Source organism: Ruegeria sp. CDSA020, assembly GCF_059612345.1.
Map to the genome: position 1 here is coordinate 52,582 of NZ_JBXWQK010000006.1, position 21,998 is coordinate 74,579.

At 57.3% G+C, this 21,998-nt stretch carries 28 protein-coding genes; all 28 read right to left on the reverse strand.

What is annotated here, in order from left to right; all coding sequences use genetic code 11:
• The 28 genes from AC2FJW_RS11810 to AC2FJW_RS11945 all read right to left on the reverse strand — a co-directional run bounded on the left by AC2FJW_RS11810 (window position 1) and on the right by AC2FJW_RS11945 (window position 21,995).
• Complete coding sequence (locus AC2FJW_RS11810) at window positions 1-1,545, reverse strand: NADH-quinone oxidoreductase subunit M (protein WP_271950170.1); 1,545 nt, start codon at window positions 1,543-1,545, stop codon at window positions 1-3.
• Complete coding sequence (gene nuoL / locus AC2FJW_RS11815; protein ID WP_282021421.1) at window positions 1,545-3,695, reverse strand: NADH-quinone oxidoreductase subunit L; 2,151 nt, start codon at window positions 3,693-3,695, stop codon at window positions 1,545-1,547. The genes AC2FJW_RS11810 and nuoL overlap by 1 nt, the downstream gene beginning before the upstream one ends.
• Before the next feature lie 6 nt (window positions 3,696-3,701).
• On the reverse strand, window positions 3,702-4,007 hold the full coding sequence (gene nuoK, locus AC2FJW_RS11820) for an NADH-quinone oxidoreductase subunit NuoK (RefSeq protein ID WP_050602759.1): 306 nt from the start codon (window positions 4,005-4,007) through the stop codon (window positions 3,702-3,704).
• Window positions 4,004-4,591 carry a hypothetical protein gene (locus AC2FJW_RS11825; RefSeq protein WP_496750163.1) on the reverse strand — a complete coding sequence of 196 codons (588 nt, stop codon included), beginning with the start codon at window positions 4,589-4,591 and terminating at the stop codon, window positions 4,004-4,006. The genes nuoK and AC2FJW_RS11825 overlap by 4 nt, the downstream gene beginning before the upstream one ends.
• Before the next feature lie 20 nt (window positions 4,592-4,611).
• Window positions 4,612-5,214 carry an NADH-quinone oxidoreductase subunit J gene (locus AC2FJW_RS11830; protein ID WP_281972815.1) on the reverse strand — a complete coding sequence of 201 codons (603 nt, stop codon included), beginning with the start codon at window positions 5,212-5,214 and terminating at the stop codon, window positions 4,612-4,614.
• Window positions 5,211-5,621 (reverse strand): carboxymuconolactone decarboxylase family protein, encoded by a 411-nt coding sequence (locus AC2FJW_RS11835; protein ID WP_496750164.1) that lies wholly within the window; start codon window positions 5,619-5,621, stop codon window positions 5,211-5,213. Before AC2FJW_RS11835 ends, AC2FJW_RS11830 begins: the two co-directional genes overlap by 4 nt.
• Window positions 5,614-5,850, reverse strand: coding sequence for a hypothetical protein (locus tag AC2FJW_RS11840; protein WP_496689757.1), 237 nt, complete (start codon window positions 5,848-5,850; stop codon window positions 5,614-5,616). Before AC2FJW_RS11840 ends, AC2FJW_RS11835 begins: the two co-directional genes overlap by 8 nt.
• A 12-nt stretch (window positions 5,851-5,862) precedes the next feature.
• Entirely contained in the window at window positions 5,863-6,357 is a 495-nt protein-coding gene (gene nuoI, locus AC2FJW_RS11845) for an NADH-quinone oxidoreductase subunit NuoI (protein ID WP_496689756.1), read from the reverse strand.
• Between the two features lies 1 nt (window position 6,358).
• Window positions 6,359-7,396 carry an NADH-quinone oxidoreductase subunit NuoH gene (gene nuoH / locus AC2FJW_RS11850; RefSeq protein WP_142634879.1) on the reverse strand — a complete coding sequence of 346 codons (1,038 nt, stop codon included), beginning with the start codon at window positions 7,394-7,396 and terminating at the stop codon, window positions 6,359-6,361.
• Between the two features lie 204 nt (window positions 7,397-7,600).
• Window positions 7,601-9,622, reverse strand: coding sequence for an NADH-quinone oxidoreductase subunit NuoG (gene nuoG / locus AC2FJW_RS11855; protein WP_496750165.1), 2,022 nt, complete (start codon window positions 9,620-9,622; stop codon window positions 7,601-7,603).
• 8 nt (window positions 9,623-9,630) lie between these two features.
• Window positions 9,631-10,056 (reverse strand): DUF5333 family protein, encoded by a 426-nt coding sequence (locus AC2FJW_RS11860; RefSeq protein WP_271950187.1) that lies wholly within the window; start codon window positions 10,054-10,056, stop codon window positions 9,631-9,633.
• Between the two features lie 20 nt (window positions 10,057-10,076).
• Window positions 10,077-10,481, reverse strand: a complete 405-nt coding sequence (locus AC2FJW_RS11865) for a DUF5333 domain-containing protein (protein ID WP_271950189.1) — start codon at window positions 10,479-10,481, stop codon at window positions 10,077-10,079.
• A gap of 98 nt (window positions 10,482-10,579) precedes the next feature.
• Window positions 10,580-10,963 carry a hypothetical protein gene (locus AC2FJW_RS11870; RefSeq protein WP_496750166.1) on the reverse strand — a complete coding sequence of 128 codons (384 nt, stop codon included), beginning with the start codon at window positions 10,961-10,963 and terminating at the stop codon, window positions 10,580-10,582.
• On the reverse strand, window positions 10,963-11,379 hold the full coding sequence (locus AC2FJW_RS11875) for an MAPEG family protein (protein ID WP_281994871.1): 417 nt from the start codon (window positions 11,377-11,379) through the stop codon (window positions 10,963-10,965). Before AC2FJW_RS11875 ends, AC2FJW_RS11870 begins: the two co-directional genes overlap by 1 nt.
• Before the next feature lie 5 nt (window positions 11,380-11,384).
• The gene (gene nuoF, locus AC2FJW_RS11880; RefSeq protein WP_496750312.1) at window positions 11,385-12,683 is read right to left on the reverse strand and encodes an NADH-quinone oxidoreductase subunit NuoF; all 1,299 of its coding nucleotides are present in this window, start codon (window positions 12,681-12,683) and stop codon (window positions 11,385-11,387) included.
• Between the two features lie 12 nt (window positions 12,684-12,695).
• Window positions 12,696-12,917, reverse strand: a complete 222-nt coding sequence (locus AC2FJW_RS11885; protein WP_271950193.1) for a DUF5337 domain-containing protein — start codon at window positions 12,915-12,917, stop codon at window positions 12,696-12,698.
• Window positions 12,918-12,949: 32 nt separating this feature from the next.
• Window positions 12,950-14,050, reverse strand: coding sequence for an NADH-quinone oxidoreductase subunit NuoE (gene nuoE, locus AC2FJW_RS11890; protein WP_496750167.1), 1,101 nt, complete (start codon window positions 14,048-14,050; stop codon window positions 12,950-12,952).
• Window positions 14,050-14,466: a hypothetical protein gene (locus AC2FJW_RS11895; RefSeq protein ID WP_496708807.1), complete on the reverse strand. Its 417-nt coding sequence runs from the start codon at window positions 14,464-14,466 to the stop codon at window positions 14,050-14,052. Before AC2FJW_RS11895 ends, nuoE begins: the two co-directional genes overlap by 1 nt.
• Window positions 14,463-15,686, reverse strand: coding sequence for an NADH-quinone oxidoreductase subunit D (locus AC2FJW_RS11900; RefSeq protein WP_496694871.1), 1,224 nt, complete (start codon window positions 15,684-15,686; stop codon window positions 14,463-14,465). Before AC2FJW_RS11900 ends, AC2FJW_RS11895 begins: the two co-directional genes overlap by 4 nt.
• Window positions 15,686-15,811, reverse strand: coding sequence for a hypothetical protein (locus AC2FJW_RS11905; RefSeq protein WP_496689750.1), 126 nt, complete (start codon window positions 15,809-15,811; stop codon window positions 15,686-15,688). Before AC2FJW_RS11905 ends, AC2FJW_RS11900 begins: the two co-directional genes overlap by 1 nt.
• Before the next feature lie 7 nt (window positions 15,812-15,818).
• Window positions 15,819-15,992, reverse strand: coding sequence for a hypothetical protein (locus AC2FJW_RS11910; protein ID WP_170433422.1), 174 nt, complete (start codon window positions 15,990-15,992; stop codon window positions 15,819-15,821).
• Window positions 15,992-16,597: an NADH-quinone oxidoreductase subunit C gene (locus AC2FJW_RS11915; RefSeq protein ID WP_496701738.1), complete on the reverse strand. Its 606-nt coding sequence runs from the start codon at window positions 16,595-16,597 to the stop codon at window positions 15,992-15,994. The genes AC2FJW_RS11910 and AC2FJW_RS11915 overlap by 1 nt, the downstream gene beginning before the upstream one ends.
• A 10-nt stretch (window positions 16,598-16,607) precedes the next feature.
• On the reverse strand, window positions 16,608-17,141 hold the full coding sequence (locus AC2FJW_RS11920) for a NuoB/complex I 20 kDa subunit family protein (RefSeq protein WP_037307875.1): 534 nt from the start codon (window positions 17,139-17,141) through the stop codon (window positions 16,608-16,610).
• On the reverse strand, window positions 17,132-17,497 hold the full coding sequence (locus AC2FJW_RS11925; RefSeq protein ID WP_496690852.1) for an NADH-quinone oxidoreductase subunit A: 366 nt from the start codon (window positions 17,495-17,497) through the stop codon (window positions 17,132-17,134). The genes AC2FJW_RS11920 and AC2FJW_RS11925 overlap by 10 nt, the downstream gene beginning before the upstream one ends.
• A 182-nt stretch (window positions 17,498-17,679) precedes the next feature.
• On the reverse strand, window positions 17,680-18,462 hold the full coding sequence (locus AC2FJW_RS11930) for a crotonase/enoyl-CoA hydratase family protein (RefSeq protein WP_496750168.1): 783 nt from the start codon (window positions 18,460-18,462) through the stop codon (window positions 17,680-17,682).
• A 3-nt stretch (window positions 18,463-18,465) separates the two neighbouring features.
• Window positions 18,466-19,320 carry a hydroxymethylglutaryl-CoA lyase gene (locus AC2FJW_RS11935; protein WP_496750169.1) on the reverse strand — a complete coding sequence of 285 codons (855 nt, stop codon included), beginning with the start codon at window positions 19,318-19,320 and terminating at the stop codon, window positions 18,466-18,468.
• 64 nt (window positions 19,321-19,384) lie between these two features.
• On the reverse strand, window positions 19,385-21,316 hold the full coding sequence (locus tag AC2FJW_RS11940) for an acetyl/propionyl/methylcrotonyl-CoA carboxylase subunit alpha (RefSeq protein ID WP_496750170.1): 1,932 nt from the start codon (window positions 21,314-21,316) through the stop codon (window positions 19,385-19,387).
• A gap of 10 nt (window positions 21,317-21,326) precedes the next feature.
• A complete protein-coding gene (locus tag AC2FJW_RS11945; protein WP_496750171.1) occupies window positions 21,327-21,995 on the reverse strand; it encodes a hypothetical protein in 669 nt (222 codons plus the stop codon).
• Window positions 21,996-21,998 lie beyond the last annotated feature (3 nt).

The following is a 21,998-nucleotide window of genomic DNA, read 5'->3' on the forward strand; positions in this document are numbered from 1 at the left end:
TTAATGCGAGGCGGCTGTCTGGGTCGCGGTCTCAGCCGCGGCCAGAGCCGTATCATAGTTCGAAATCAGCGCGGCAGTCGAGTTGCCAATCACATCTGTTACCAGCGATGGATACACACCCAACAGGATCGTCATGACGATCAGGGGGGCAAATATCAACCGCTCGCGCGAGCTCATATCAGTCATCGCCTTGAGGCTTTCTTTGATAAGATCCCCAAATACGACCCGACGATACAGCCACAAAGCATATCCCGCCGAGAAGATAACACCGGTCGCGGCCACAGCAGTCACCCAGGTATTGACCTGGAATGCGCCCATCAGGGTCAGGAACTCTCCGATGAACCCACTGGTGCCCGGCAGGCCAACATTGGCCATGGTGAACAGCATGAAGACTAGCGCGTAGGCCGGCATCCGGATTACCAGACCGCCATAGGCCTCGATGTCGCGGGTGTGCATCCGGTCATAGATCACGCCGACACACAGGAAGAGCGCCGCCGAGATGAACCCGTGGCTGAGCATCTGGAAGATGGCTCCGTCGACACCCTGCTGGTTTGCCGCAAAGATGCCCATGGTGACAAAGCCCATATGTGCGACCGAGGAATAAGCGATCAGCTTTTTCATATCCTCCTGCACCAGAGCAACCAGCGATGTGTAAACCACAGCGATGGCCGACATCCACAGCACAAGATCGGTCATCACCGCCGACCCCACCGGGAACATCGGCAGGCTGAACCGCAGGAAGCCATAGCCACCCATCTTCAGCAGAATAGCCGCCAGTACGACCGAACCCGCCGTTGGCGCCTGCACGTGTGCATCGGGCAGCCAGGTGTGGACCGGCCACATCGGCATCTTCACCGCAAATGAGGCAAAGAACGCCAGGAACATCAGCGTCTGCATACCGCCTACGATATGGATGCCCAGAACGGTAAAGCTGTCGGACGAGAAATGATGCGCCATCAGCGCTTCGATATCCGTCGTGCCTGCATCCGCATACATCGCAACCATAGCCACCAGCATCAGCACAGAGCCAAGGAACGTGTAGAGGAAGAACTTGAAGCTGGCATAGATGCGCTCTTTACCACCCCAGATGCCGATGATCAGGAACATCGGGATCAGACCTGCTTCGAAGAACAGGTAGAACAGCACCAGGTCCAGCGCCATGAACACGCCAAGCATCAGCGTTTCCAGCAGCAGGAAAGCAATCATGTATTCCTTGACACGGTCTGTCACATTCCAGCTGGCCAGAATTGTCAGCGGCATAATGAAAGTGGTCAGCAACACGAACAGGACGCTGATGCCATCCACACCCATCTTGTATTTCAGACCCATCAGCCACTGGCCCTCTTCCACCATCTGGAAGCCGGTGTTTTCAGGATCAAAGCCAGTATAGATGCCAATCGAGACCAGGAAGGTCACCGTCGTCGCAACCATGGCCACCCATTTGGCATTGCGTTGCGCGGCTGCGTCGTCGCCCTGCAGAAACAGCGCCAGAATGGCGGCCGCCGCTGCGGGGATGAAGGTGACGATCGAGAGGATATTGTCCATTAGTGTGCGCCTCCGCCGATCGACATCCAGGTGACCAGGGCAGCAATTCCCAGGACCATCCAGAAGGCATAGGTAAATATGTAACCAGTCTGCGCCTTGCCTGCGAGGCGGGTGAAGAATGGCACGATGCCCATCGCTACCCCGTTCAGGAAACCGTCAATCGTGTTGCCGTCGCCGCGTTTCCACAGGAACCGCCCAAGTGCCAAGGCAGGTTTGACGAAGATCGCGTCATAGATCTCATCAAAGTACCATTTGTTCAGCAGGAACAGATAAAGCGGACGCTGGTTTGCTGCCAAGCGCGCGGGCAACGTCGTATTCACGATATAGAACCAATAGGCCACGATGAAACCAAGCAGCATCGCAACGAAGGGTGAGACCTTGACCCATTTCGGAACAGCATGCGCATCGTCCAGCACATGATTGTCCGGTGCGATGTAGAGCGCGCCTTCTCCGGGCGTTCCAACAAAGGCATAATGGTGATCGCCGCCCTGCGCGTCCTTCTCACCATGGCTGTCCTCCGCGTGACCAGCATCCGCATGCGTATCGTCGCCGTGATCATCTTCGGCATGGGTATCGTCCCCATGCGCGCCCTCTGCCGCGTGGCCATCCACCGAAGCCTCTGCAACCGGAATGCCATAGAACTGGCCGACCTTGTCGGTGTGGCCAAAAAAGTTGCCATACCAGATCATCCCGGCGAAAACCGCACCCAGCGACAGAACGCCCAGCGGAACCAGCATGACCAACGGGCTTTCATGCGCATGGTCATGCGTGTGCTTGTCCCCGCGCGGCTCGCCATAGAAGGTCAGGAAAATCAGACGCCAGCTGTAGAATGACGTAAATACCGCCGCAATCACCAGCATCCAGAACGCATAGCCGGTGCCTCCGGCAAAGGCGCTTTCGATGATGGCATCCTTGGACAAGAACCCGGCAAAACCGAATGTGGTCAGCGGAATGCCAACCCCGGTAATAGCCAGCGTACCGATCATCATCGCCCAAAACGTATAAGGGATCTTCTTCCGCAATCCGCCATACTCGGTCATCTCTTGCTCGTGATGCATCGCGTGGATCACGGAACCAGCGCCAAGGAACAGCAGCGCCTTGAAGAACGCGTGCGTCAACAGGTGGAACATGGCAGCCGAGTACATACCAACGCCCGCGGCGACGAACATGTAACCAAGCTGCGAACAGGTCGAATAAGCGATGACGCGTTTGATATCGGTCTGCACCAAACCCACGGTCGCGGCAAAGAACGCCGTCGACGCACCAAGGAAGGTGATGAACCCGGTCGCACCCGGCGCGAACTCCATCAGCGGCGACATGCGGCAGATCAGGAAGACACCAGCGGTCACCATGGTCGCGGCGTGGATCAGGGCTGATACAGGCGTCGGACCTTCCATCGCATCCGGCAACCAGGTGTGCAGGAACAACTGTGCCGATTTGCCCATCGCACCGATGAACAGCAGAACGCAGATCACCTCGATCGCGGTCCATTCACCCCACAGGAAGTGCAGCTTCTCTTCGGCCAATGCCGGGGCAGAGGCGAAGATGTCCGAGAAATTGATGCTGTCGGTCAGCAGGAATAGCGCAAAGATACCAAGCGCAAAGCCAAAGTCCCCAACCCGGTTGACGATAAACGCCTTCATCGCCGCCGCATTGGCGCTTGGCTTGCGGTAATAGAACCCGATCAGCAGATAAGACGCGACGCCCACACCTTCCCAGCCAAAGAACATCTGAACCAGATTATCCGCCGTCACCAGCATCAGCATGGCAAAGGTAAAGAAGGACAGATAGGCAAAGAAGCGTGGCTTATAGCTTTCGCCTTCGCGCCATTGCGGATCGTGATCCATGTAGCCAAAGGAATACAGGTGCACCAGCGCCGAGACGGTCGTCACCACAATCAGCATGATCGCGGTCAACCGGTCCAGACGAATGGCCCAGCTTGTCGAGAGCGAGCCGCTTTCGATCCAGCGCATGATCTCGATCTGCTGGGTGTGGCCGTCGAACGTCAGGAAGACGATCCACGACAGCAGACAGGCCAGAAACAGCAGGCCCGTGGCGGTCCACATGGCGGCTTTCTCGCCAATGAACTTCCAGCCGAACCCGCACAGGATCGCGCCCACCAGCGGGGCAAAGAGGATGGTGGTTTCCATGTGCCCTTACCCCTTCATCATATTGACATCTTCAACCGCGATCGAGCCGCGGTTGCGGAAGAAACAGACCAGAATGGCCAGCCCGATCGCCGCCTCGGCCGCCGCCACGGTCAACACAAACAGCGTAAACACTTGCCCGACCAGATCGCCCAGGAAGCTGGAGAACGCCACAAGGTTGATATTCACCGCCAGCAGCATCAGTTCGATGCTCATCAGCAGGATGATGACGTTCTTGCGGTTCAGGAAGAGACCGAAGATGCCGATGACGAACAGCGTCGCCGCGACCGTAAGATAGTGTTCAAGTCCGATCATAGCTTCGCTCCTGGCGAGTCGGGGTAGTAGAGTTTGCAGCCGCAAAAAAGATCAAAACGATCCTTCTTGGGCACCTTCTTTCCGAAGTCATCCAAAAGAAGCTGTTCTAAAGCCTCATCTACGGTGACTTGATCCGAAAACTCTGACAGATGGCTTTTCAATCCGGTAAGATTTGAGCCCTCTGTCAGCATGAATGGTCCGTCTTTCTCCAACAATGGAACGGGCTCCCGCCCCACAAAGTTGCAAGCTGAGTCCAGCCGCTCGACCGACCACTCTTCAAAGCTGAAAACGCGAAAAACTTCACGCGAAGTACAGTCTGCTACAAGAACGTCGATAACCTTATCTTCATTACGACCAAGCACTTGGTAATATCGAGAATTGCCGAGAGAAATCGCGGGTTCTGCACTGACACGGTCCCTGATACCAGCATTCAAAAACTCGCAGCTTTTACCTACTAGGACAGGTTCGCTTGATGCGCGTGCTGCCCGGTTTTTCTCACGTTTCTCAGCCTTGGTTGGCTCTTCTATTGAACAGGCCTCCGAGGTCTCACCCACAAGTGAGACGGCTGTGACGGCAATCGCCAAACTTATGGTTTTGCTAAACCTCACAACCCCTGCCCCGGTTTCACGTCCTTCAACTCCATCGCCTTGGCCGGGTCGCGCATCATCTGGCCGATGATGTCCTGACGCTTGATGTCCTGACGGTGGCGCAGCGTCAGCACGATGGCGCCGATCATGGCCACCAGCAGAATCAGGCCCGCCAGTTGGAACAGAAGGAAGTATTGGTCGTAAAGGATGACACCCAGTGCCTCGGTATTGTGACGATCCACCGGAACCGGCTGTGCCAGATTGGCGGAAGCACCCTGCGCGCTGTCCCAAGCCCCAAAGGCCATGACAAACTGCATCAGGATAACCAGACCGATCAGCAGGGCCAGCGGCATATAGCGCGCCATCTCGGCCTTGAGCTCAGCAAAATCCACGTCCAGCATCATCACGACGAACAGGAACAAAACCGCGACCGCGCCGACATAGACGATGATCAGCAGCATCGCCACGAACTCAGCCCCCAGCAGCACAAACAATCCTGCCGCGGACAGGAAGGACAGGATCAACCACAGCACGGAATGCACCGGCTGGCGGCTGATCACCGTGAACAGCCCGCCGGTGATGGCGCTGATGGCGAACAGATAGAAGGCAAAGACGGTCATTGATCCTCATCCTCGTTATCGCCCATGACCTCTTGCGCCAATTCCAGCGCGCGGGTCATGGCCGGGATGCCGGCAAAGACCGACATCTGACCGATCGTTTCCACGATCTCTTGTTTCTTGGCACCGGCTTCCACAGCGTGGCGCACGGTCTGACGCACCGCCGCATCCGCCTGCGCGCCCTGACAGGTCAGCCCGGCCAGTGTCAGCAACAGGCGCGTTTTGGCATCCAACCCGTCTTTGTTGACGGTGTTGCCGAACATCATCTCCATGACTTCTTTCGGCATGGTCGGCCATAGAGTTTCGAACCCTTTGGGCGAGAAGCTCTCCATCGCAGGGTTCATCGCCTTGGCCATGTCCTGAGCTTGCTTCATCATCAGCTCGAACGGATTTGTCGGGCTGTCATTCATTGATCAATTTCCCATCAACCTTGGGCCAGGGAGAGTTCGCAAAAACCCAAATGACAATGATGTTCACGAATGGGATACACATCAGAAGTGCCAGCCATTTCGATGAACCTGTTCTTTTCGCAATCTTTAGCGAGGGAATACCAACGGCCAAAAATGCTATGCCCAATATTAACAACAGCGCCGGCAGACCGGACACATGAAATTGGAAACTTTCTGTTGCGTCATTCATTAGTTTTCTCGCTTAGCGATACGGCGCGTCTATTTCCAGATTGCGGGCGATCTCGGCTTCCCAGCGTTCGCCGTTATCCAGCAGTTTTTCCTTGTCGTAGAACAGCTCTTCGCGGGTTTCCGTGGCGAATTCGAAATTCGGACCTTCGACGATGGCATCGACCGGGCAGGCCTCTTGGCAGAAACCGCAATAGATGCACTTGGTCATGTCGATGTCATAGCGCGTGGTACGGCGGCTGCCATCTTCGCGCGGTTCGGCGTCGATTGTAATGGCCTGTGCAGGGCAGATCGCCTCGCAGAGTTTGCAGGCAATACAGCGTTCTTCACCGTTGGGATAACGACGCAGGGCGTGTTCACCGCGAAAACGCGGAGACAGAGGACCCTTTTCATGCGGGTAGTTCAGGGTGGCCTTCGGTGCGAAGAAGTACTTCAGTCCCAGCTTCATGCCGACCCAGAAGTCCTGTAGCAGGAAGTACTTGGCGGCGCGGGTGTAGTCGATTTGGGTCATGTCAGCCTCCTACGCTCCAGCGAGCGAATGCACCCCAGAACCAGTCGAATTTTGCCGCAAAGGCCACGAATACCACCCAGGCCAGCGAAAACGGCAGGAAGACTTTCCAACCCAGCCGCATCAGCTGGTCATAGCGGTAGCGCGGCGTGATCGCCTTGACCATTGCGAAGAGGAAGAAGAAGAACGCCATCTTCGCGACCATCCACAACACGCCGTCGGGCAGGCCCGGGATCGGGGACAGCCAGCCGCCGAAAAACAGCAGCGTGGTCAGCGCGCACATCAGGAAAATGGCGATATATTCGCCAGCCATGAACAACAGGAAAGGCGTGGCCGAGTATTCGACCTGATAGCCCGCGACCAGTTCGGATTCCGCCTCTGGCAGGTCAAACGGTGGGCGGTTGGTTTCGGCCAGCGCCGAGATGAAGAACAGGAAGACCATTGGGAAATGCGGCAACCAGTACCAGCTGAAGAACCCAAAGCGCCCGTCTTGCGCATGCACGATGTCACCGAAGTTCATCGACCCGGTCGACAGGATCACACCGATGATGATCAGACCAATCGAGACCTCGTAGGAAATCATCTGAGCGGCAGAGCGCAATGAGCCAAGGAAAGGGTACTTTGAGTTCGACGCCCACCCCCCCATGATCACGCCATAAACCTCCAACGAGGACACGGCGAAGACATACAGGATGGCGACATTTATATCCGACAACACCCAGCCGTCGTTGAACGGAATCACAGCCCAGGCGATCATCGCCAGAACAAATGAGGTCAACGGCGCGAGGATAAAGACGGTGCGATCTGCACCCGCTGGGATAACCACCTCTTTAACCACATATTTCAGTGCGTCGGCCACCGATTGCAGCAGGCCATAGACGCCCACCACGTTGGGGCCACGGCGCATCTGAACCGCCGCCCAGATCTTCCGGTCTCCATAGACAAGGAACAACAGCGAGATCATCACAAAGGCCACAACGGCAAGCACTTGTGCCAGAATGATGAGGGCTATTCCGCCTGGGGTGTTAAAGAATTCAGCCATTGGTCCTCACACCGTGGGTATTCCGTTTTCCGCACGAAATGCTAAGGCCATGTGCCTGCGCAAAGTGCGTCTGGGTCGGCGCGTTGGTGTAAACAGCATCTGCAGCCTCTACGCCACCCTTTTTATTCCGTTTCATAGGCAAAACAGGGGCGAGCCCCTGTCCGACCAGCACAGGGTCGAAATGCGATATGACAGAGTTTCGGTTCATTCCGCCGCGATCTTTTCGCCTTTGCGTGCCTGCGTCTGCGCCGATAGCTCAGCCATCAACTGCGAGGCCCGTGCAATCGGGTTGCTCAGGTAGAAGTCCTTGACGGTGTGACGGAAGCTCGCCTTGCCCAGAGGGCCGAGCTTCAGCGCCTGAACCTCGTTTTCGATCACCTCGTCGATACGGGCCAGATGCGGCACCGCCTCGATCAGCGCGGTGCGTAGTTGCGCCAGCGAGTCATAAGGCAGCGTCGCACCCAGTTCGGCAGACAAAGCGCGCAGGATCGCCCAGTTTTCCTTCGCCTCACCTGGTGCAAACCCGGCACGCATCGCCAGTTGCGGGCGGCCTTCGGTGTTCACGAACAGGCCGTTTTCCTCGGTATAGGCTGCACCCGGCAGGATCACGTCGGCGCGGTGCGCACCTCGATCGCCATGGCTGCCCTGATAGATGACAAAGGCGCCGTCGCCGATTTCAACTTCATCGGCACCGAGATTATAGATCACATCCGCCGCGCTGATTGTATCCATGCCACCTTCGTTGGTGGCATCGACATCCATAGAACCAACACGTGAGGCGGCTGTGTGCAGGACAATCAAACCGCTTTCGGTATTCGCCGCAATGGTTTGCGCAGCGGCCAAAACCGCAGCGCCATCCGCTTCCTGCAATGCACCCTGACCAATGATGACCAACGAGCGTTTGCCCTTGACCTCATCATCTCCGCCCATATCCACCACCTGCTGCAATGCCGCACGATCATCGCCGACATGGTGGTAATCATAGGTCAGATCGACTGCTGGACCGACCATAGCAATCTCGGCCCCATGCGCCCAGGCTTTGCGAATGCGCGCGTTCAGCACCGGCGCCTCATCACGCGGGTTGGTTCCGATCAGCAGAATGCGCTCGGCGCTGTCGATATCTTCGATCGCAGCGGTCCCGGCATAGGCCGCGCGGTTGCCCGTTGGCAACTTGGCGCCATCGGTACGGCATTCGACAACCCCGCCCTGCCCTTCAATCATCTGCTTCAGAGCAAACGTAGCCTCGACCGGGGCCAAGTCGCCCACGATACCGGCGGGCTTTTCAGCCCCTTTCAACGCCTCGGCCGCTTTGGTCAACGCCTCGGGCCACGTCGCCGGGCGCAGCTTACCGTTTTCACGCAAGTATGGCTTGTCCAGCCGCTGACGACGCAGGCCGTCCCACACAAACCGCGTCTTATCACTGATCCATTCTTCGTTCACGCCATCATGATTGCGCGGCAAAAAGCGCATGACTTCGCGCCCTTTGGTATCCACACGAATGTTCGAACCCAATGCATCCATCACGTCGATGCTTTCGGTCTTGGTCAGTTCCCAAGGGCGCGCGGTAAAAGCATAGGGTTTCGAGGTCAGCGCCCCGACGGGGCACAAGTCGATGATATTACCTTGCAGATTCGAATCCAGCGTCTGGTTCAGATATGACGTGATCTCGGCGTCTTCGCCCCGTCCGGTTTGACCCATCTGAGTGATCCCGGCCACTTCGGTTGTAAAGCGCACGCAGCGGGTGCAACTGATGCAGCGGGTCATCGCGGTACCAACCAGCGGACCCAGATCCAGATCATCGACCGCGCGCTTGGCTTCCTTAAACCGCGTGCCCGACATGCCATAAGCCATCGCCTGATCCTGCAGATCGCACTCGCCACCCTGATCGCAGATCGGGCAATCCAGTGGATGGTTGATCAGCAAGAACTCCATCACTCCTTCGCGGGCCTTCTTGACCATGGGCGAGTTGGTTTTGACCACCGGTGCTTGCCCTTCCGGCCCCGGACGAAGATCGCGCACCTGCATGGCACAAGAGGCCGCAGGTTTAGGCGGCCCCCCAACAACTTCGACCAGACACATCCGGCAGTTCCCGGCAATCGACAGACGCTCGTGATAGCAAAAGCGCGGCACTTCGACCCCGGCCTGTTCGCAGGCCTGAATCAGGGTCATCGCACCATCGACTTCGATTTCCTGTCCGTCGATGTTAACTTTGCGGAGGTCAGACATGATTTAAACTACCCTTTCAGGAATGTGCCGATAGCAGATTTTTTGGCGATTTCGCTTCGCCCTGCCGAGCACATCGTATCTGGAACGCCAATCACGATGCCGTTTCCTTGGATATAACGAATAGCGTCGTCCTGTATCCGCTTCCGCGGCAAATTTCTTTCGAGATAGACAAAATCACTTTCCCGATACCCCTTGGCTTCTAGGTCGTCAGCTACCGTTTTCATGCTTTGCCTGATCTGCGAACGATTGAGCGACAAATTCGGACAACCGCCTGCAATCTGCTCTGCCATAGCGTTGGCAAAGGCCACATCATAGAGGCTCTGCGGAACCTGTGTACGAAACTGAGCGCGAGATGTGTCAGCGTCCAAAGCTTGGCTGGATGTTGACTCGCATCCAGCTAAGACCAAAAGCAAAACACCAGCAAAGCCCGTCATCAAAGCTCTGAAACCCATACTCAATTCGCCCTCAAATACACGCCGATGGCGCTGTTTCTTTCAATTTCCGCGCGACCAAGCGTACAGAAGGAATTCGGCCGGTCATACGACACGCCATTTTGGGCCAGATAGGCCTCGCCCTTGGCGCGCATTCGGTCTTTTTCTGCATCCGAATCGACATAGGAGCGGATTTCACTGTCGGAATAGCCCAACTGGTTCGCCTTCGACCGCAAGCCCCACATCACACCAATCGCCTTCATACGCCGTCCGCTGATGGAGGGGCAGTATTCCGAAATTTCGTTCGCGATTGCGATGTAATAGAGTTCGTTGTCGATCTCTTTGACTTCGCGCAAGGGAGGTTTAGCCAAAGCAACCGCGGGCAGTGTCAGCGCCGTTGCAACGGCAAGCATTTTGATACCAGACATGACAAATCCTTTCGTCTTGGAAAGACCAAGACGACGGAGGCCAGCATTGCTATGCAATAGCAATGGGCCTGTCACGGCGTGATATGCAAAAACCCGCTTCATGGACGGCGGCAGCTCCCGGCAAAGGTTAGTCTGTCATCGTTGATCTGAAGGTTTTGTGGTTCGGTATCCGGCCCGACCTTCCAGTCGATCCTGGAGGATCCGAAATTCGCGATGCAAAACTTGGTGCCCTCATAACGGCCAGCCTCGCGCGCACCATCCAATGAGGCAGATACTCCTTTGATCACAACCGTGAAATCCGAAGGAGACGCTTTTTTGTTGATGTGCTTTGCTTTGGCTCTGAACGACTTGCCATCGAATAGAATACGATCTTCCGAAGGCTTAATCAGCCCGCAGGCCGAAACCGCCACCAGCAGTAAAACTGCGCCGATGAGGGAAACATTCTTGGTTCTGGTCACAAGATCAACAGTTCGTACAATCATTAAAACGCCGCCACCAATGCCATGATCCCCATCACGAACATGCAAAGCCAGGCAACCACGTAAAGAACCGAGCGCAAGCCAGAGTTCGGCTTACCCAGTCCACGCAGATGAACAAACAGCATTGCCAGACGCGAAACCAGTGCCACCGAGGCGAGCAAGTTTACCCAAAACGGGCTGACCCCCACCAAAATTGCCGCGATCGTAACCGCCGCAAAAGCAGGAAGCGTTTCAGTGCCGTTCAGATAAGCACGGTTCAACCGATAGGCCCTGTCTGAATAATCTTGCTCGGGCGTGGCGCCTGGCGCCAGCCCTTTGCCCTGTTTGGCCATTGCCGAAAATGGGGCTAGGAACAGGACGACGAGGGTGAAGATCATCACCGATGCAAGTGCATGGCCATAGTCCGAGAATACTTCCATTTGAATCACTCCGCTGCCATCGCACCCGTGCGGCCCGATTTCTGGGCCTTGATGCGGTCTTCGATTTCTTCCCGGAAATTGCGGATCAGGCCCTGGATTGGCCAGGCTGCCGCATCACCGAGGGCACAGATCGTGTGGCCTTCCACCTGTTTGGTTACGTCAAACAGCATGTCGATCTCTTCCAACTCGGCCTCACCGCGCACAAGGCGATCCATGACGCGCATCATCCATCCGGTGCCTTCACGACACGGTGTGCACTGACCGCAGCTTTCATGTTTGTAAAACTTCGACAATCGCCAGATCGCTTTGATTATATCGGTGGATTTATCCATCACGATCACCGCAGCCGTACCCAGGCCCGAGCCCAGATCGTTGCGCAGGTGGTCAAAGTCCATGATCGCGTCGCGCATGTTCTCACCGCGCACACAGGGCACCGACGAACCACCCGGAATAACCGCCAGCAAATTGTCCCAGCCGCCGCGAATGCCGCCGCAATGGGTTTCGATCAGTTGTTCAAACGGAATCGACATCGCCTCTTCAACGACGCAAGGATTGTTCACATGGCCCGAGATCGCAAACAGCTTGGTGCCCGCGTTGTTCTGACGGCCAAAGCCCGCGAACCAGTCGGCCCCGCGACGCAAGATCGTCGGCACTACCGCAATGGATTCCACATTGTTCACCGTGGTTGGGCACCCATACAGACCTGCGCCCGCCGGGAACGGCGGCTTCATCCGCGGCATGCCCTTTTTGCCCTCAAGGCTTTCGATCAGAGCAGTTTCTTCACCACAGATATAGGCGCCCGCCCCGTGATGCAGGAACAGATCGAAGTCCCAGCCTGACCCAGCGGCGTTCTTGCCCAGCATGCCCGCGTCGTACGCTTCGTCAATCGCGGCCTGCAGCGCTTCGCGTTCACGGATATATTCTCCGCGCAGGTAGATATAGCAGGTATGCGCATTCATCGCGAATGAGGCGATCAGACACCCCTCGATCAACGTATGCGGATCGTGGCGCATGATCTCACGGTCTTTACATGTGCCAGGCTCGGATTCGTCCGCGTTCACAACAAGATAGGATGGGCGGCCGTCGCTTTCTTTGGGCATGAATGACCATTTCAACCCGGTTGGGAAACCCGCACCGCCACGCCCGCGAAGCCCTGAATCCTTCATCGTCTGGATGATCCAGTCGCGCCCGTTGCCGATCAGGCCAGCGGTGCCGTCCCAATGCCCCCGGGCCTGTGCACCGCGCAATGTACGCTCATGCATCCCGTAGATGTTGGTAAAGATCCTGTCCTGATCCTTCAGCATCATGTGTTACCTTCAGCTGTCCTGACGCATGCGCCAGAGTTGAAAAATGTTGACGCCCGCATAGATGAACCCGGCCAGCGCGGCAAAATCAAACAGCAGCGCATAGCGTCCCGGCAGTTCCATCGCAGGGCCAATGAACATGGTCATGGCAAGCCAGATCAGCATGGTCACGGCGATGACCACTCCGATATGTCGACCCTTGCGGGCCATGGCCTGTTCCTTGTCCTTGTCCATCTTGTCCTAAATGCCCAGAGCGGGCACACATCCTAGTCTTCGTATGTACCGTCGTCCTTGACCCGCTTGGCGAACTCGGTTTCTTCACCCGCCGCCAGCTTGGTGGCCTGATCAATCCAGCCGTCTCTCTCGATCCGGCCTTTGAACTTCAGCCGCGCATCAACCCAGGCAACCTGCTCGGGCGTCCATTTGGCGATCTGATCATAATGATAGAAGCCCAGCTCGTTCAGCGTCTTCTCAAGCTTAGGCCCGACACCTTTAAGCAGCTTCAGATCGTCCGACTTGCCGTCCCGCGCACCCGAAAGCGTGTCGGGTTGGTCTTCTTTGACCGCCTTCGCTTCAGCCGCTTGTTTCACCGCAGGTTTGGCAGGTGCGGGGGCCTTGGGAGGTTTCGGAGCAGCCTTTGTCGCCGCTGCCTTGCCATCCTTGCCCAGCCATGGCGTAAGGATCGGAACCTCGGTCCCGTCGATGCGTTTGACGGTATCCCCCAGATCAGTCGCCAACTGAACGCTGGCGTTATACTGGGTTCGGCCGCTGTCATATTCTGACAGGCTGGTCAGCCCCTTCAAAGGCTCTGCCGCATAGCGCCCGTTCTGAGGACCCGGTGTCGGCACTTTGCCAGCGGCCAGATCGTCGATGATCTTGCCAAAACCCTCGGCGGTCAGGTCTTCGTAATAGTCCTTGCCGATCTGCGCCATCGGCGCGTTGGTGCAAGAGCCCAGGCATTCGACCTCTTCCCAACTCAGCTTGCCATCGGCGGACAAAGCATGCGGCTTGGCGGCGATCTTATCCTTGCAGACCGCAATCAAATCCTCGGCCCCGCAGATCATGCAGGAGGTGGTGCCGCAGACCTGAATATGCGCCACCGAGCCAACCGGCTGCAGCTGGAACATGAAATAGAACGAGGCGACTTCGAGCACACGGATATAGGCCATTCCCAGCATGTCAGCGACGGATTCAATCGCCGGACGGCTCAGCCAGCCCTCTTGTTCTTGCGCGCGCCACAGCAGAGGGATCACCGCGCTGGCCTGACGGCCTTCGGGGTATTTGGTGATCTGCGCTTCGGCCCATTGCCGGTTGGCAGCGGTGAAGGCAAAGCTATCGGGTTGTTCAGGATAGAGACGGCGGAGCATTAAGCACATTCCCCATTTTCTGCCAATCCAAGTTTCCATAAATTTGGATCATTTGAATTATTGGACGAGATCACTTTGGCGTCCACTAGATCAAAAATGGCCCACAAAAATGGCTCTTGTCCGGCGGGACAGTTCTCAACGCCTGACCCCGCCAACAATCTAGAATACACCATGCAGCTTTCTGATGAGCTAAGTTTGCTCAACACATAGTTCGAAGCGCGCTCTTCAAGCGATCTGTAGTGCTCGAACACCTCCGGAAACTCGTCAACCGGATAACAACCTTTCGTTGCGCTACAGTCGGCTACTTTCTCCAGAATGTCTGGGGATAGAAAGAGGCAAAAATCACTCAAAGGCGCCGCCGATACCGCATGGCCCATAGGAAGGATAGCTAAGGTAAACGCTAAGAGCTTCTTCACCGATCAATCTCCCCGAACACAACGTCCATGGTGCCGATGATGGCTGCGACGTCGGCCAGTTGGTGGCCTCCGGCAATGTGGTCCATGGCTTGCAGGTGCAGGAAGCCCGGCGCGCGCAGTTTGGCTCTGTAAGGCTTGTTGGTGCCATCGGCGACCAGATAGACGCCGAATTCGCCCTTCGGGGCCTCGACGGCGGCATAGACCTCGCCCGCAGGCACGTGGAAGCCTTCGGTGTACAGCTTGAAGTGATGGATCAGGCTCTCCATCGAGGTTTTCATATCCGAGCGTTTCGGCGGGGTGATCTTGCCACGGGCCAGAACGTCTCCGGGGCAGTCCCGGATTTTGGCGATGGCCTGACGGATGATGTGCAGTGATTGACGCATCTCTTCCATGCGGCAGAGATAACGGTCATAGCAGTCGCCGTTCTTGCCGACGGGGATCTGGAACTCGAATTCATCATAGCATTCATAGGGCTGCGCGCGACGCAGGTCCCAGGCCAGACCCGATCCACGGACCATTACACCCGAAAAACCGTATTTCTGGATGTCATCCTCAGTCACCACACCAATATCGGCGTTGCGCTGTTTGAAGATGCGGTTCTCGGTCAGCAGACCGTCAATATCGTCGAGAATGGTGGGGAATTCGTGGCTCCACGCCTCGATATCGTCCAGCAGTTCCGGCGGCAGGTCCTGATGTACGCCGCCGGGGCGGAAATAGGCCGCGTGCAGGCGGGCACCGCATGCCCGCTCATAGAACACCATCAGCTTTTCGCGCTCTTCAAAGCCCCAGAGCGGCGGAGTCAACGCGCCCACATCCATCGCCTGGGTGGTCACGTTCAGCAAGTGGTTCAGAATGCGCCCGATCTCGGAATACAGCACCCGGATCAATGAGCCGCGGCGCGGCACCTCGACCCCGGTCAGCTTTTCGATGGCCAGACACCAGGCATGTTCCTGGTTCATCGGCGCCACATAGTCCAGACGGTCGAAATACGGCAGGTTCTGCAGATACGTCCGGCTTTCCATCAGTTTTTCGGTGCCACGGTGCAACAAACCGATATGCGGGTCGCAACGCTCAACAATCTCGCCATCCAGCTCAAGCACAAGCCGCAAAACCCCATGCGCGGCAGGGTGTTGCGGGCCAAAGTTAATGTTGAAATTGCGGATCTTCTGTTCTCCGCTCAGCGCGTCCGTGCTGCCGTCATCGTATCTTGAGCCGTCCATCAACGCCCCCGCTTATTCTTTTTTGCATCAGCCCGAACCCGGACCTTTTCGGCCTCGGCCGCCTTGGCTGCAGCCCCCGCCAGAAGGACCCCCAGCGCACCCAGCACGATCAGTTCCCCCAGCATCATCATCTCAGCGGCGCTCCAGCTCTTGCAGTTTCAGCCCGACCCACCACAGCAACGCGATCGTGCCAAAGGGGATCAGACAGAGCAGGCACCAGTATTTGTTAATCCCGAAGAACGGCAAAATCTTCACCATCGGGATGATGGTCAGTGCAGATAGGATCAGCCACCAAATGCCACCCATTATTCGTTCTCCTGTTTCTCATCGCCGGGCAGGATGTAATTCGCACCCTCCCACGGAGACATGAAATCAAACTGACGGTATTCCTGCACCAGATTGACCGGCTCATAGACCACACGCTTTTGCGCCTCGTCATAACGGACCTCGGTATAACCGGTGGTCGGGAAATCCTTGCGCAGCGGATAGCCACGAAAGCCATAGTCGGTCAGGATTCGCCGCAGATCAGGATGGCCCGAGAAAAGGATGCCGAACATATCGAACACCTCGCGCTCGAACCAGTTGGCCGAAGGGTGAACATCGACAATCGACGGTACCATGTCATCCTCACGGATCGACACGCGCAGGCGGATACGCTGGTTCTGGTACATCGACAGGAAGTGATAGACCACATCGAACCGCTTGGCCCGTTCGGGATAGTCAACGGCTGTGATGTCCACCAGGGTCGAAAACTTGCAACTGGCATCGCCCTTCAGGAATTCGATAAATTCCACAAGGTTCGACGGGGCCACGTCCACGTTCAACTCATCATGGGTGACATCCCAGGACAGAACGCAATCGGTCCGTTTGAGTTCCAGCTGCGCGCCGAGTTCTTTGAGTGCTTCGCTCATTGCCCCCTCCTCAGCGTACAATGGTGCCGGTGCGGCGGATTTTGCGCTGCAGCTGCATCAGACCATACAACAGCGCCTCAGCCGTCGGAGGGCATCCAGGCACGTAGATATCGACCGGCACAATGCGGTCACAGCCGCGCACAACAGAATAGGAATAATGGTAATACCCGCCGCCGTTGGCGCAGGAGCCCATCGAGATCACATAGCGCGGCTCGGGCATCTGGTCATAGACCTTACGCAGCGCAGGCGCCATTTTGTTGGTCAGCGTTCCGGCCACAATCATAACGTCTGACTGACGTGGGGACGCGCGTGGCGCGATACCGAACCGTTCTGCATCATAACGCGGCATCGAGGTGTGCATCATCTCAACTGCGCAACAGGCCAGCCCGAAGGTCATCCAGTGCAACGACCCGGTTCGGGCCCAGTTGATGATGTCCTCCGTCGAGGTCAGCAGAAAGCCTTTGTCCTGCAGCTCGGCATTCAGGGCCTGGGTGGCGACTTCTTTGTCGACGCCGGCGGTGTTTGCACCCGTCATCACTCCCATTCCAGGGCCCCCTTCTTCCATTCATAGGCAAAGCCGATGGTCAGAACGCCCAGGAACACCATCATGGACCAGAATCCGACATCGCTGATGTCTTTGAAAGCCACGGCCCAAGGGAACAGGAACGCAATTTCCAGATCGAAGATGATGAAAAGAATCGCGACCAGATAGAATCGGACGTCGAATTTCATCCGCGCATCATCGAAGGCGTTGAAGCCGCATTCATAAGCGCTGACCTTTTCAGGGTCGGGATTGCGGACGGCCAGCACCACAGCGGCAAGAATCAGGACGATTCCAAGGCCCGCAGCGACGACCAGAAACACCAGGATCGGGAGGTACTCCCGCAGCAGGTCTTCCACGAATAGCTCCTTTCCTGCGCGTGCCCAGTAGGGGAGCGCCGTCAATTAGCGTGTTGACTGGACATTCTCTATCCGCGCGGGGTCAGAGGGTCAACCAAACACAACCGCATGGCACCCTAATATTCCGTTTCATTCCAGCCGAACTTCGATCCGTGAAACGCCCAAACCGACAGAACGTAAACCTAACTATTCCATACAGGTTTTCGCTTGTCGAAGAATGCGCTGATTCCCTCATGCGCCTCGTCGGTTTCCCAGCGCGCAACAAGCGCCCGGATCGTTTGGTCGATAACGGGATCGTCAACACGCGGCCCCAAACCATGGACCAAGGCCTTGGCCGAGGCCACCGCACCAGGCGCACATGACAGATAGGGTTCAACCTCGGCCTCGACAGCGTCCGCCAGATCTTCTGCTGAGACCGATTTGGCCAATAGGCCCAAATCGACGGCCTCGGCCGCGTCAAACAATCGGGCCGACATAAAGACCCGCCGCGCACGTGCCGCCCCCATCCGAGCGACAACATAGGGGCCGATGGTGGCCGGGATCAGACCCAGTCGCGTCTCGGTCAAGCCCATTTTCAGGGTCTCGACACCTATTGCCACGTCGCAGACGGCGGCAAGTCCCACGCCGCCACCAAAGGCGTTGCCCTGTAACGCTCCGATCAGCGGTTTGGGCATCACGTTCAACGCCTGCAACATCTCGGCCAGTTTGCGTGCTTCGACAAAGCGTGTCTGAGGATCCGCTGCCATCTGGTCCTGCATCCAGCCCAGATCCCCACCGGCACAAAAGCTTTTGCCTGCTCCGGTCAGAACGACGACGCGCACTGTGCCATCGCTGCCCAACTGCACCGCCGCTTGTGTCAGTTCCCGGATCATCTGCGCGGACATCGCATTATGCTTTTCCGGGCGGTTCAGCGTCAGGGTTGCAACGCCACGTGGATCAACCGTGACCGAGATCGTTTCAAACATCGCCTACTCCGCCCTCATGGCCAGTGCCATTTGTGCCGCTTGTTCCACGATCCCCAGATCAAGTCCCGTTTCGTATCCAAGACGCTCTAGATGCGCGACCACGGCTTCGGTGGCCACGTTCCCTGCTGCGCCAGGTGCGTAGGGGCAACCGCCCAGCCCCCCGACTGCTGAGTCAAATGTCCGCACGCCCAGCGCCAATGCAGCGTCGATATTGTCGATGGCCCGACCATTGGTGTCGTGGAAATGTCCCGCCAAGCGGGTAACAGGCACCGTCTCACGCACCGCCAGAAGCATATGGGCGATAGTGTCCGGTGTTCCCTGCCCGATCGTATCTCCCAGCGATACCTCATAGCAACCCAGCGCAAATAGTGTGTCCGCAATCTCGGCCACCTTCTCGGGTGGGGTCGGACCATCATAGGGGCAGTCGGTCACGCAGGACACGTAACCGCGCACCGGCAGGTCAATATGGCGCGCAGCCTCTAGGATCGGTTTGAACCTCTCAATGGATTCGGCGATGGTCGCGTTGACATTGGCCTTCGAGAACCCTTCCGAGGCAGATGCGAATACGGCAATCTCATCCGCTTTGGCAGACAAGGCGTCCTCGTACCCACGCATATTCGGCGTCAGCGCCGCATAGCGCACCTTACCAACCCGCTGGATCCCGGCCAGAACATCGGCACTGCCAGCCATCTGGGGCACCCATTTCGGAGACACAAAACTGGCAACTTCGATCCGATTGAAGCCCGCCTTGCTCAGGCAATCGATCAGAGCGACCTTCTCGGCAACAGGAATTTCCCGCTGTTCGTTCTGCAGCCCATCACGTGGCCCTACTTCAAAAATGTCGACCCGTTCACCCATAGCTTTCGCCTCCCGTTATGCCGTGTTGTCACGACTGTGCCACGTTGCGGCGCAGCGGGACAGATCATTCCTCCTCCAGCCGGACCAGCGCCGCGCCGGCCTCGACCTGAGCGCCGGTTTCGGCCAGCACCTCGGCGATCACGCCATCGCGGGCGGCCAGCAGAGAATGCTCCATTTTCATCGCTTCCAGAATGGCCAGTCGATCACCTTCTGAGACGGCTTGCCCTACGGTGGCGAACATGGCCTTGACCAGACCGGGCATCGGCGCCTCGACCACATTCGTATCGCCCAAGGCGCTTGCATCGCGATCCAGCGGATCGACATGCTCAAACACTTGCCCATAGTCATCGAATACTGTGATTGTCGCACCAGCCAGTGCCACGGGCGGCATCGGGCGGTCATCTATGTACCAGCCTCCATTGCGCCGTTGCGCCAGAACCGTTGTGTCCTTGATCTGCCAGACCTGCCGGTCAGGTCCTTCGACCTGTACGTCTAGATCAATGAGCTCGCTATCGCACTTCAACTGGACGGCCCGGTGCAGCGGCGCCCACAGGCTGAAACCCGTGTCGGGCCCGGTCTCGACCAGATCAAGCGCCGTCATGGCTGCTGCAACAATCAAGCGCGCGCCCGCGTCAGAAGTTCGGACCAGCCCGTCGATATCCCGACCGATCAGCCCGGTATCGACATCGCCCGCCGCAAATCCAGGGTGCCGGGTCAGCGCGCCAAGAAACGAGAGATTCGTGACCGTCCCGGCAACCTCGGTCCGCCGCAGAACCCGGTGCAGGTTTTCCAGCGCCACCGCACGCGTCGGGCCATGCACCACGACCTTGGCAATCATCGGATCGTACCAGGGGCTGATTGTATCGCCGGACCGCACTCCGCTATCGGCGCGGCATTCCGCAGGAAAGCGCAGATGTGTCAGCGTACCTGTTGCGGGCAGAAACCCTTTGGGCACGTCCTCGGCGTAAAGCCGGGCTTCGAACGCATGCCCGTTGATCGTCAGGTCATCCTGCGTTTTTGGCAACGCCTCACCCGAAGCGACTCGCAACTGCCATTCGACCAGATCAACGCCGGTAATCGCCTCGGTCACGGGGTGTTCCACCTGCAAGCGCGTGTTCATCTCCATGAACCAGAACCGATCCGGGCGCAGCCCGTCCGAGGCATCGACGATGAACTCAACCGTGCCTGCGCCCTTGTAGCCAATCGCCTCGGCGGCGCGCACGCCCGCCTGCCCCATGGCCTCACGCATTTCAGTTGTCATTCCAGGAGCCGGGGCCTCTTCGATCACTTTCTGGTGCCGCCGTTGCAGCGAACAATCGCGTTCGAACAGATGCACCGCTTGGGTGCCATCGCCGAACACTTGCACCTCGATATGCCGGGGCTTGGATACGAATTTTTCGACCAGAACGGCATCGTTGCCAAAGGCGGTTTTTGCCTCTCCCCGCGCACTGTCTAGAGCCTCAGTAAAGTCTTCGGGGTGCTCTACCAGCCGCATCCCCTTGCCGCCGCCCCCCGCAACGGCTTTGATCAGCACTGGATAGCCGATGGTCTGGGCCGCGCCCGCCAGATGATCAGGGTCTTGGTTATCGCCGTGATAACCCGGAACCACGGGCACGCCCGCCTGCTCCATCAACACTTTTGCCGCGTCTTTGAGGCCCATCTTGCGGATCGCATCCGCCGAGGGCCCGATAAAGATCAGACCCGCAGCCTCAACCGCGTCAACGAAACCGGGGTTTTCAGACAGAAACCCATAGCCGGGGTGGATCGCCTGCGCGCCTGTATCCAACGCTGCCTGAATGATCACATCACCCTTTAAATAGCTGTCCGCCGGGGCCGCTCCACCGATATGCACCGCCTCATCCGCCATTTGCACATGCTTGGCCGAGGCGTCCGCGTCCGAATACACTGCAACACAGGACACACCCATTTTCTGAGCCGTTTCCATCACCCGACAGGCAATCTCGCCCCGGTTAGCAATCAGGATTTTGTTGAACATTGATCGCCTCCTACCACCATGACCCACTCTTTTCGTCTGTCAAATGCACGCGAACAAAGTTCGGCAACGGCCATGCATCCCGATCCATGCCGCTAATCTTGCCAAGATGACCATCGCGATATGCGTGGTGATAAAGTTCGGGGTGAATAGTGATCTCGATCTCAGCCAGCGCGCCTTCGACCTTAGTCTTTGTTCTGTCAATTTCGTCCGCAAGCTTGGCTTCATCGCTTTTACCCATCAAGATGCGTGGCAAAGCGATGTCACCGAACACTTTCTTCCCTACGGATAGGGCGATTGCCAAAATTATGTTACCGACCAATCCGCCAACGATATCCACAGCCGAGTTCAATCCGAAACTCCAACTCAACCAACCACGCTTACCCTTCTCGGCTGCGAGTTCTGCACGCATCCGATCAAATTCACGCGCAAAAACCTGGCGAAATTCGCGCGCAAACCGAACGCGACTGAAATCGTCTCGCCCAGAGAATATCTTTAACGCCGGGCGAACGAAGTAGCCGCCATTCGACCGATCAACAAATTCCTCGAAATCAAAGAGAAAAAAGTAGTCCTCCGGATCGCGAGAGTTGTGCACCAGAAAAACAGAAATCTCTGCTCTTTTAGTGAGGTCCGGCACTTTGACCTCAGGCATGGTATCAAGAATTTTCTTTTTTAGATTCATCGT

What these genes read in the sequence shown, in the direction of transcription:
- AC2FJW_RS11810 (WP_271950170.1), bottom strand. Translation starts at nt 1,545, where the DNA reads ATGGACAATATCCTCTCGATCGTCACCTTCATCCCCGCAGCGGCGGCC.
- nuoL (WP_282021421.1), bottom strand. Translation starts at nt 3,695, where the DNA reads ATGGAAACCACCATCCTCTTTGCCCCGCTGGTGGGCGCGATCCTGTGC.
- nuoK (WP_050602759.1), bottom strand. Translation starts at nt 4,007, where the DNA reads ATGATCGGACTTGAACACTATCTTACGGTCGCGGCGACGCTGTTCGTC.
- AC2FJW_RS11830 (WP_281972815.1), bottom strand. Translation starts at nt 5,214, where the DNA reads ATGACCGTCTTTGCCTTCTATCTGTTCGCCATCAGCGCCATCACCGGC.
- AC2FJW_RS11835 (WP_496750164.1), bottom strand. Translation starts at nt 5,621, where the DNA reads ATGAATGACAGCCCGACAAATCCGTTCGAGCTGATGATGAAGCAAGCT.
- AC2FJW_RS11840 (WP_496689757.1), bottom strand. Translation starts at nt 5,850, where the DNA reads ATGAATGACGCAACAGAAAGTTTCCAATTTCATGTGTCCGGTCTGCCG.
- nuoI (WP_496689756.1), bottom strand. Translation starts at nt 6,357, where the DNA reads ATGACCCAAATCGACTACACCCGCGCCGCCAAGTACTTCCTGCTACAG.
- nuoH (WP_142634879.1), bottom strand. Translation starts at nt 7,396, where the DNA reads ATGGCTGAATTCTTTAACACCCCAGGCGGAATAGCCCTCATCATTCTG.
- nuoG (WP_496750165.1), bottom strand. Translation starts at nt 9,622, where the DNA reads ATGTCTGACCTCCGCAAAGTTAACATCGACGGACAGGAAATCGAAGTC.
- AC2FJW_RS11860 (WP_271950187.1), bottom strand. Translation starts at nt 10,056, where the DNA reads ATGACGGGCTTTGCTGGTGTTTTGCTTTTGGTCTTAGCTGGATGCGAG.
- AC2FJW_RS11865 (WP_271950189.1), bottom strand. Translation starts at nt 10,481, where the DNA reads ATGTCTGGTATCAAAATGCTTGCCGTTGCAACGGCGCTGACACTGCCC.
- AC2FJW_RS11870 (WP_496750166.1), bottom strand. Translation starts at nt 10,963, where the DNA reads ATGATTGTACGAACTGTTGATCTTGTGACCAGAACCAAGAATGTTTCC.
- AC2FJW_RS11875 (WP_281994871.1), bottom strand. Translation starts at nt 11,379, where the DNA reads ATGGAAGTATTCTCGGACTATGGCCATGCACTTGCATCGGTGATGATC.
- nuoF (WP_496750312.1), bottom strand. Translation starts at nt 12,683, where the DNA reads ATGCTGAAGGATCAGGACAGGATCTTTACCAACATCTACGGGATGCAT.
- AC2FJW_RS11885 (WP_271950193.1), bottom strand. Translation starts at nt 12,917, where the DNA reads ATGGACAAGGACAAGGAACAGGCCATGGCCCGCAAGGGTCGACATATC.
- nuoE (WP_496750167.1), bottom strand. Translation starts at nt 14,050, where the DNA reads ATGCTCCGCCGTCTCTATCCTGAACAACCCGATAGCTTTGCCTTCACC.
- AC2FJW_RS11900 (WP_496694871.1), bottom strand. Translation starts at nt 15,686, where the DNA reads ATGGACGGCTCAAGATACGATGACGGCAGCACGGACGCGCTGAGCGGA.
- AC2FJW_RS11905 (WP_496689750.1), bottom strand. Translation starts at nt 15,811, where the DNA reads ATGCTGGGGGAACTGATCGTGCTGGGTGCGCTGGGGGTCCTTCTGGCG.
- AC2FJW_RS11910 (WP_170433422.1), bottom strand. Translation starts at nt 15,992, where the DNA reads ATGGGTGGCATTTGGTGGCTGATCCTATCTGCACTGACCATCATCCCG.
- AC2FJW_RS11915 (WP_496701738.1), bottom strand. Translation starts at nt 16,597, where the DNA reads ATGAGCGAAGCACTCAAAGAACTCGGCGCGCAGCTGGAACTCAAACGG.
- AC2FJW_RS11920 (WP_037307875.1), bottom strand. Translation starts at nt 17,141, where the DNA reads ATGGGAGTGATGACGGGTGCAAACACCGCCGGCGTCGACAAAGAAGTC.
- AC2FJW_RS11930 (WP_496750168.1), bottom strand. Translation starts at nt 18,462, where the DNA reads ATGTTTGAAACGATCTCGGTCACGGTTGATCCACGTGGCGTTGCAACC.
- AC2FJW_RS11935 (WP_496750169.1), bottom strand. Translation starts at nt 19,320, where the DNA reads ATGGGTGAACGGGTCGACATTTTTGAAGTAGGGCCACGTGATGGGCTG.
- AC2FJW_RS11940 (WP_496750170.1), bottom strand. Translation starts at nt 21,316, where the DNA reads ATGTTCAACAAAATCCTGATTGCTAACCGGGGCGAGATTGCCTGTCGG.
- AC2FJW_RS11945 (WP_496750171.1), bottom strand. Translation starts at nt 21,995, where the DNA reads ATGAATCTAAAAAAGAAAATTCTTGATACCATGCCTGAGGTCAAAGTG.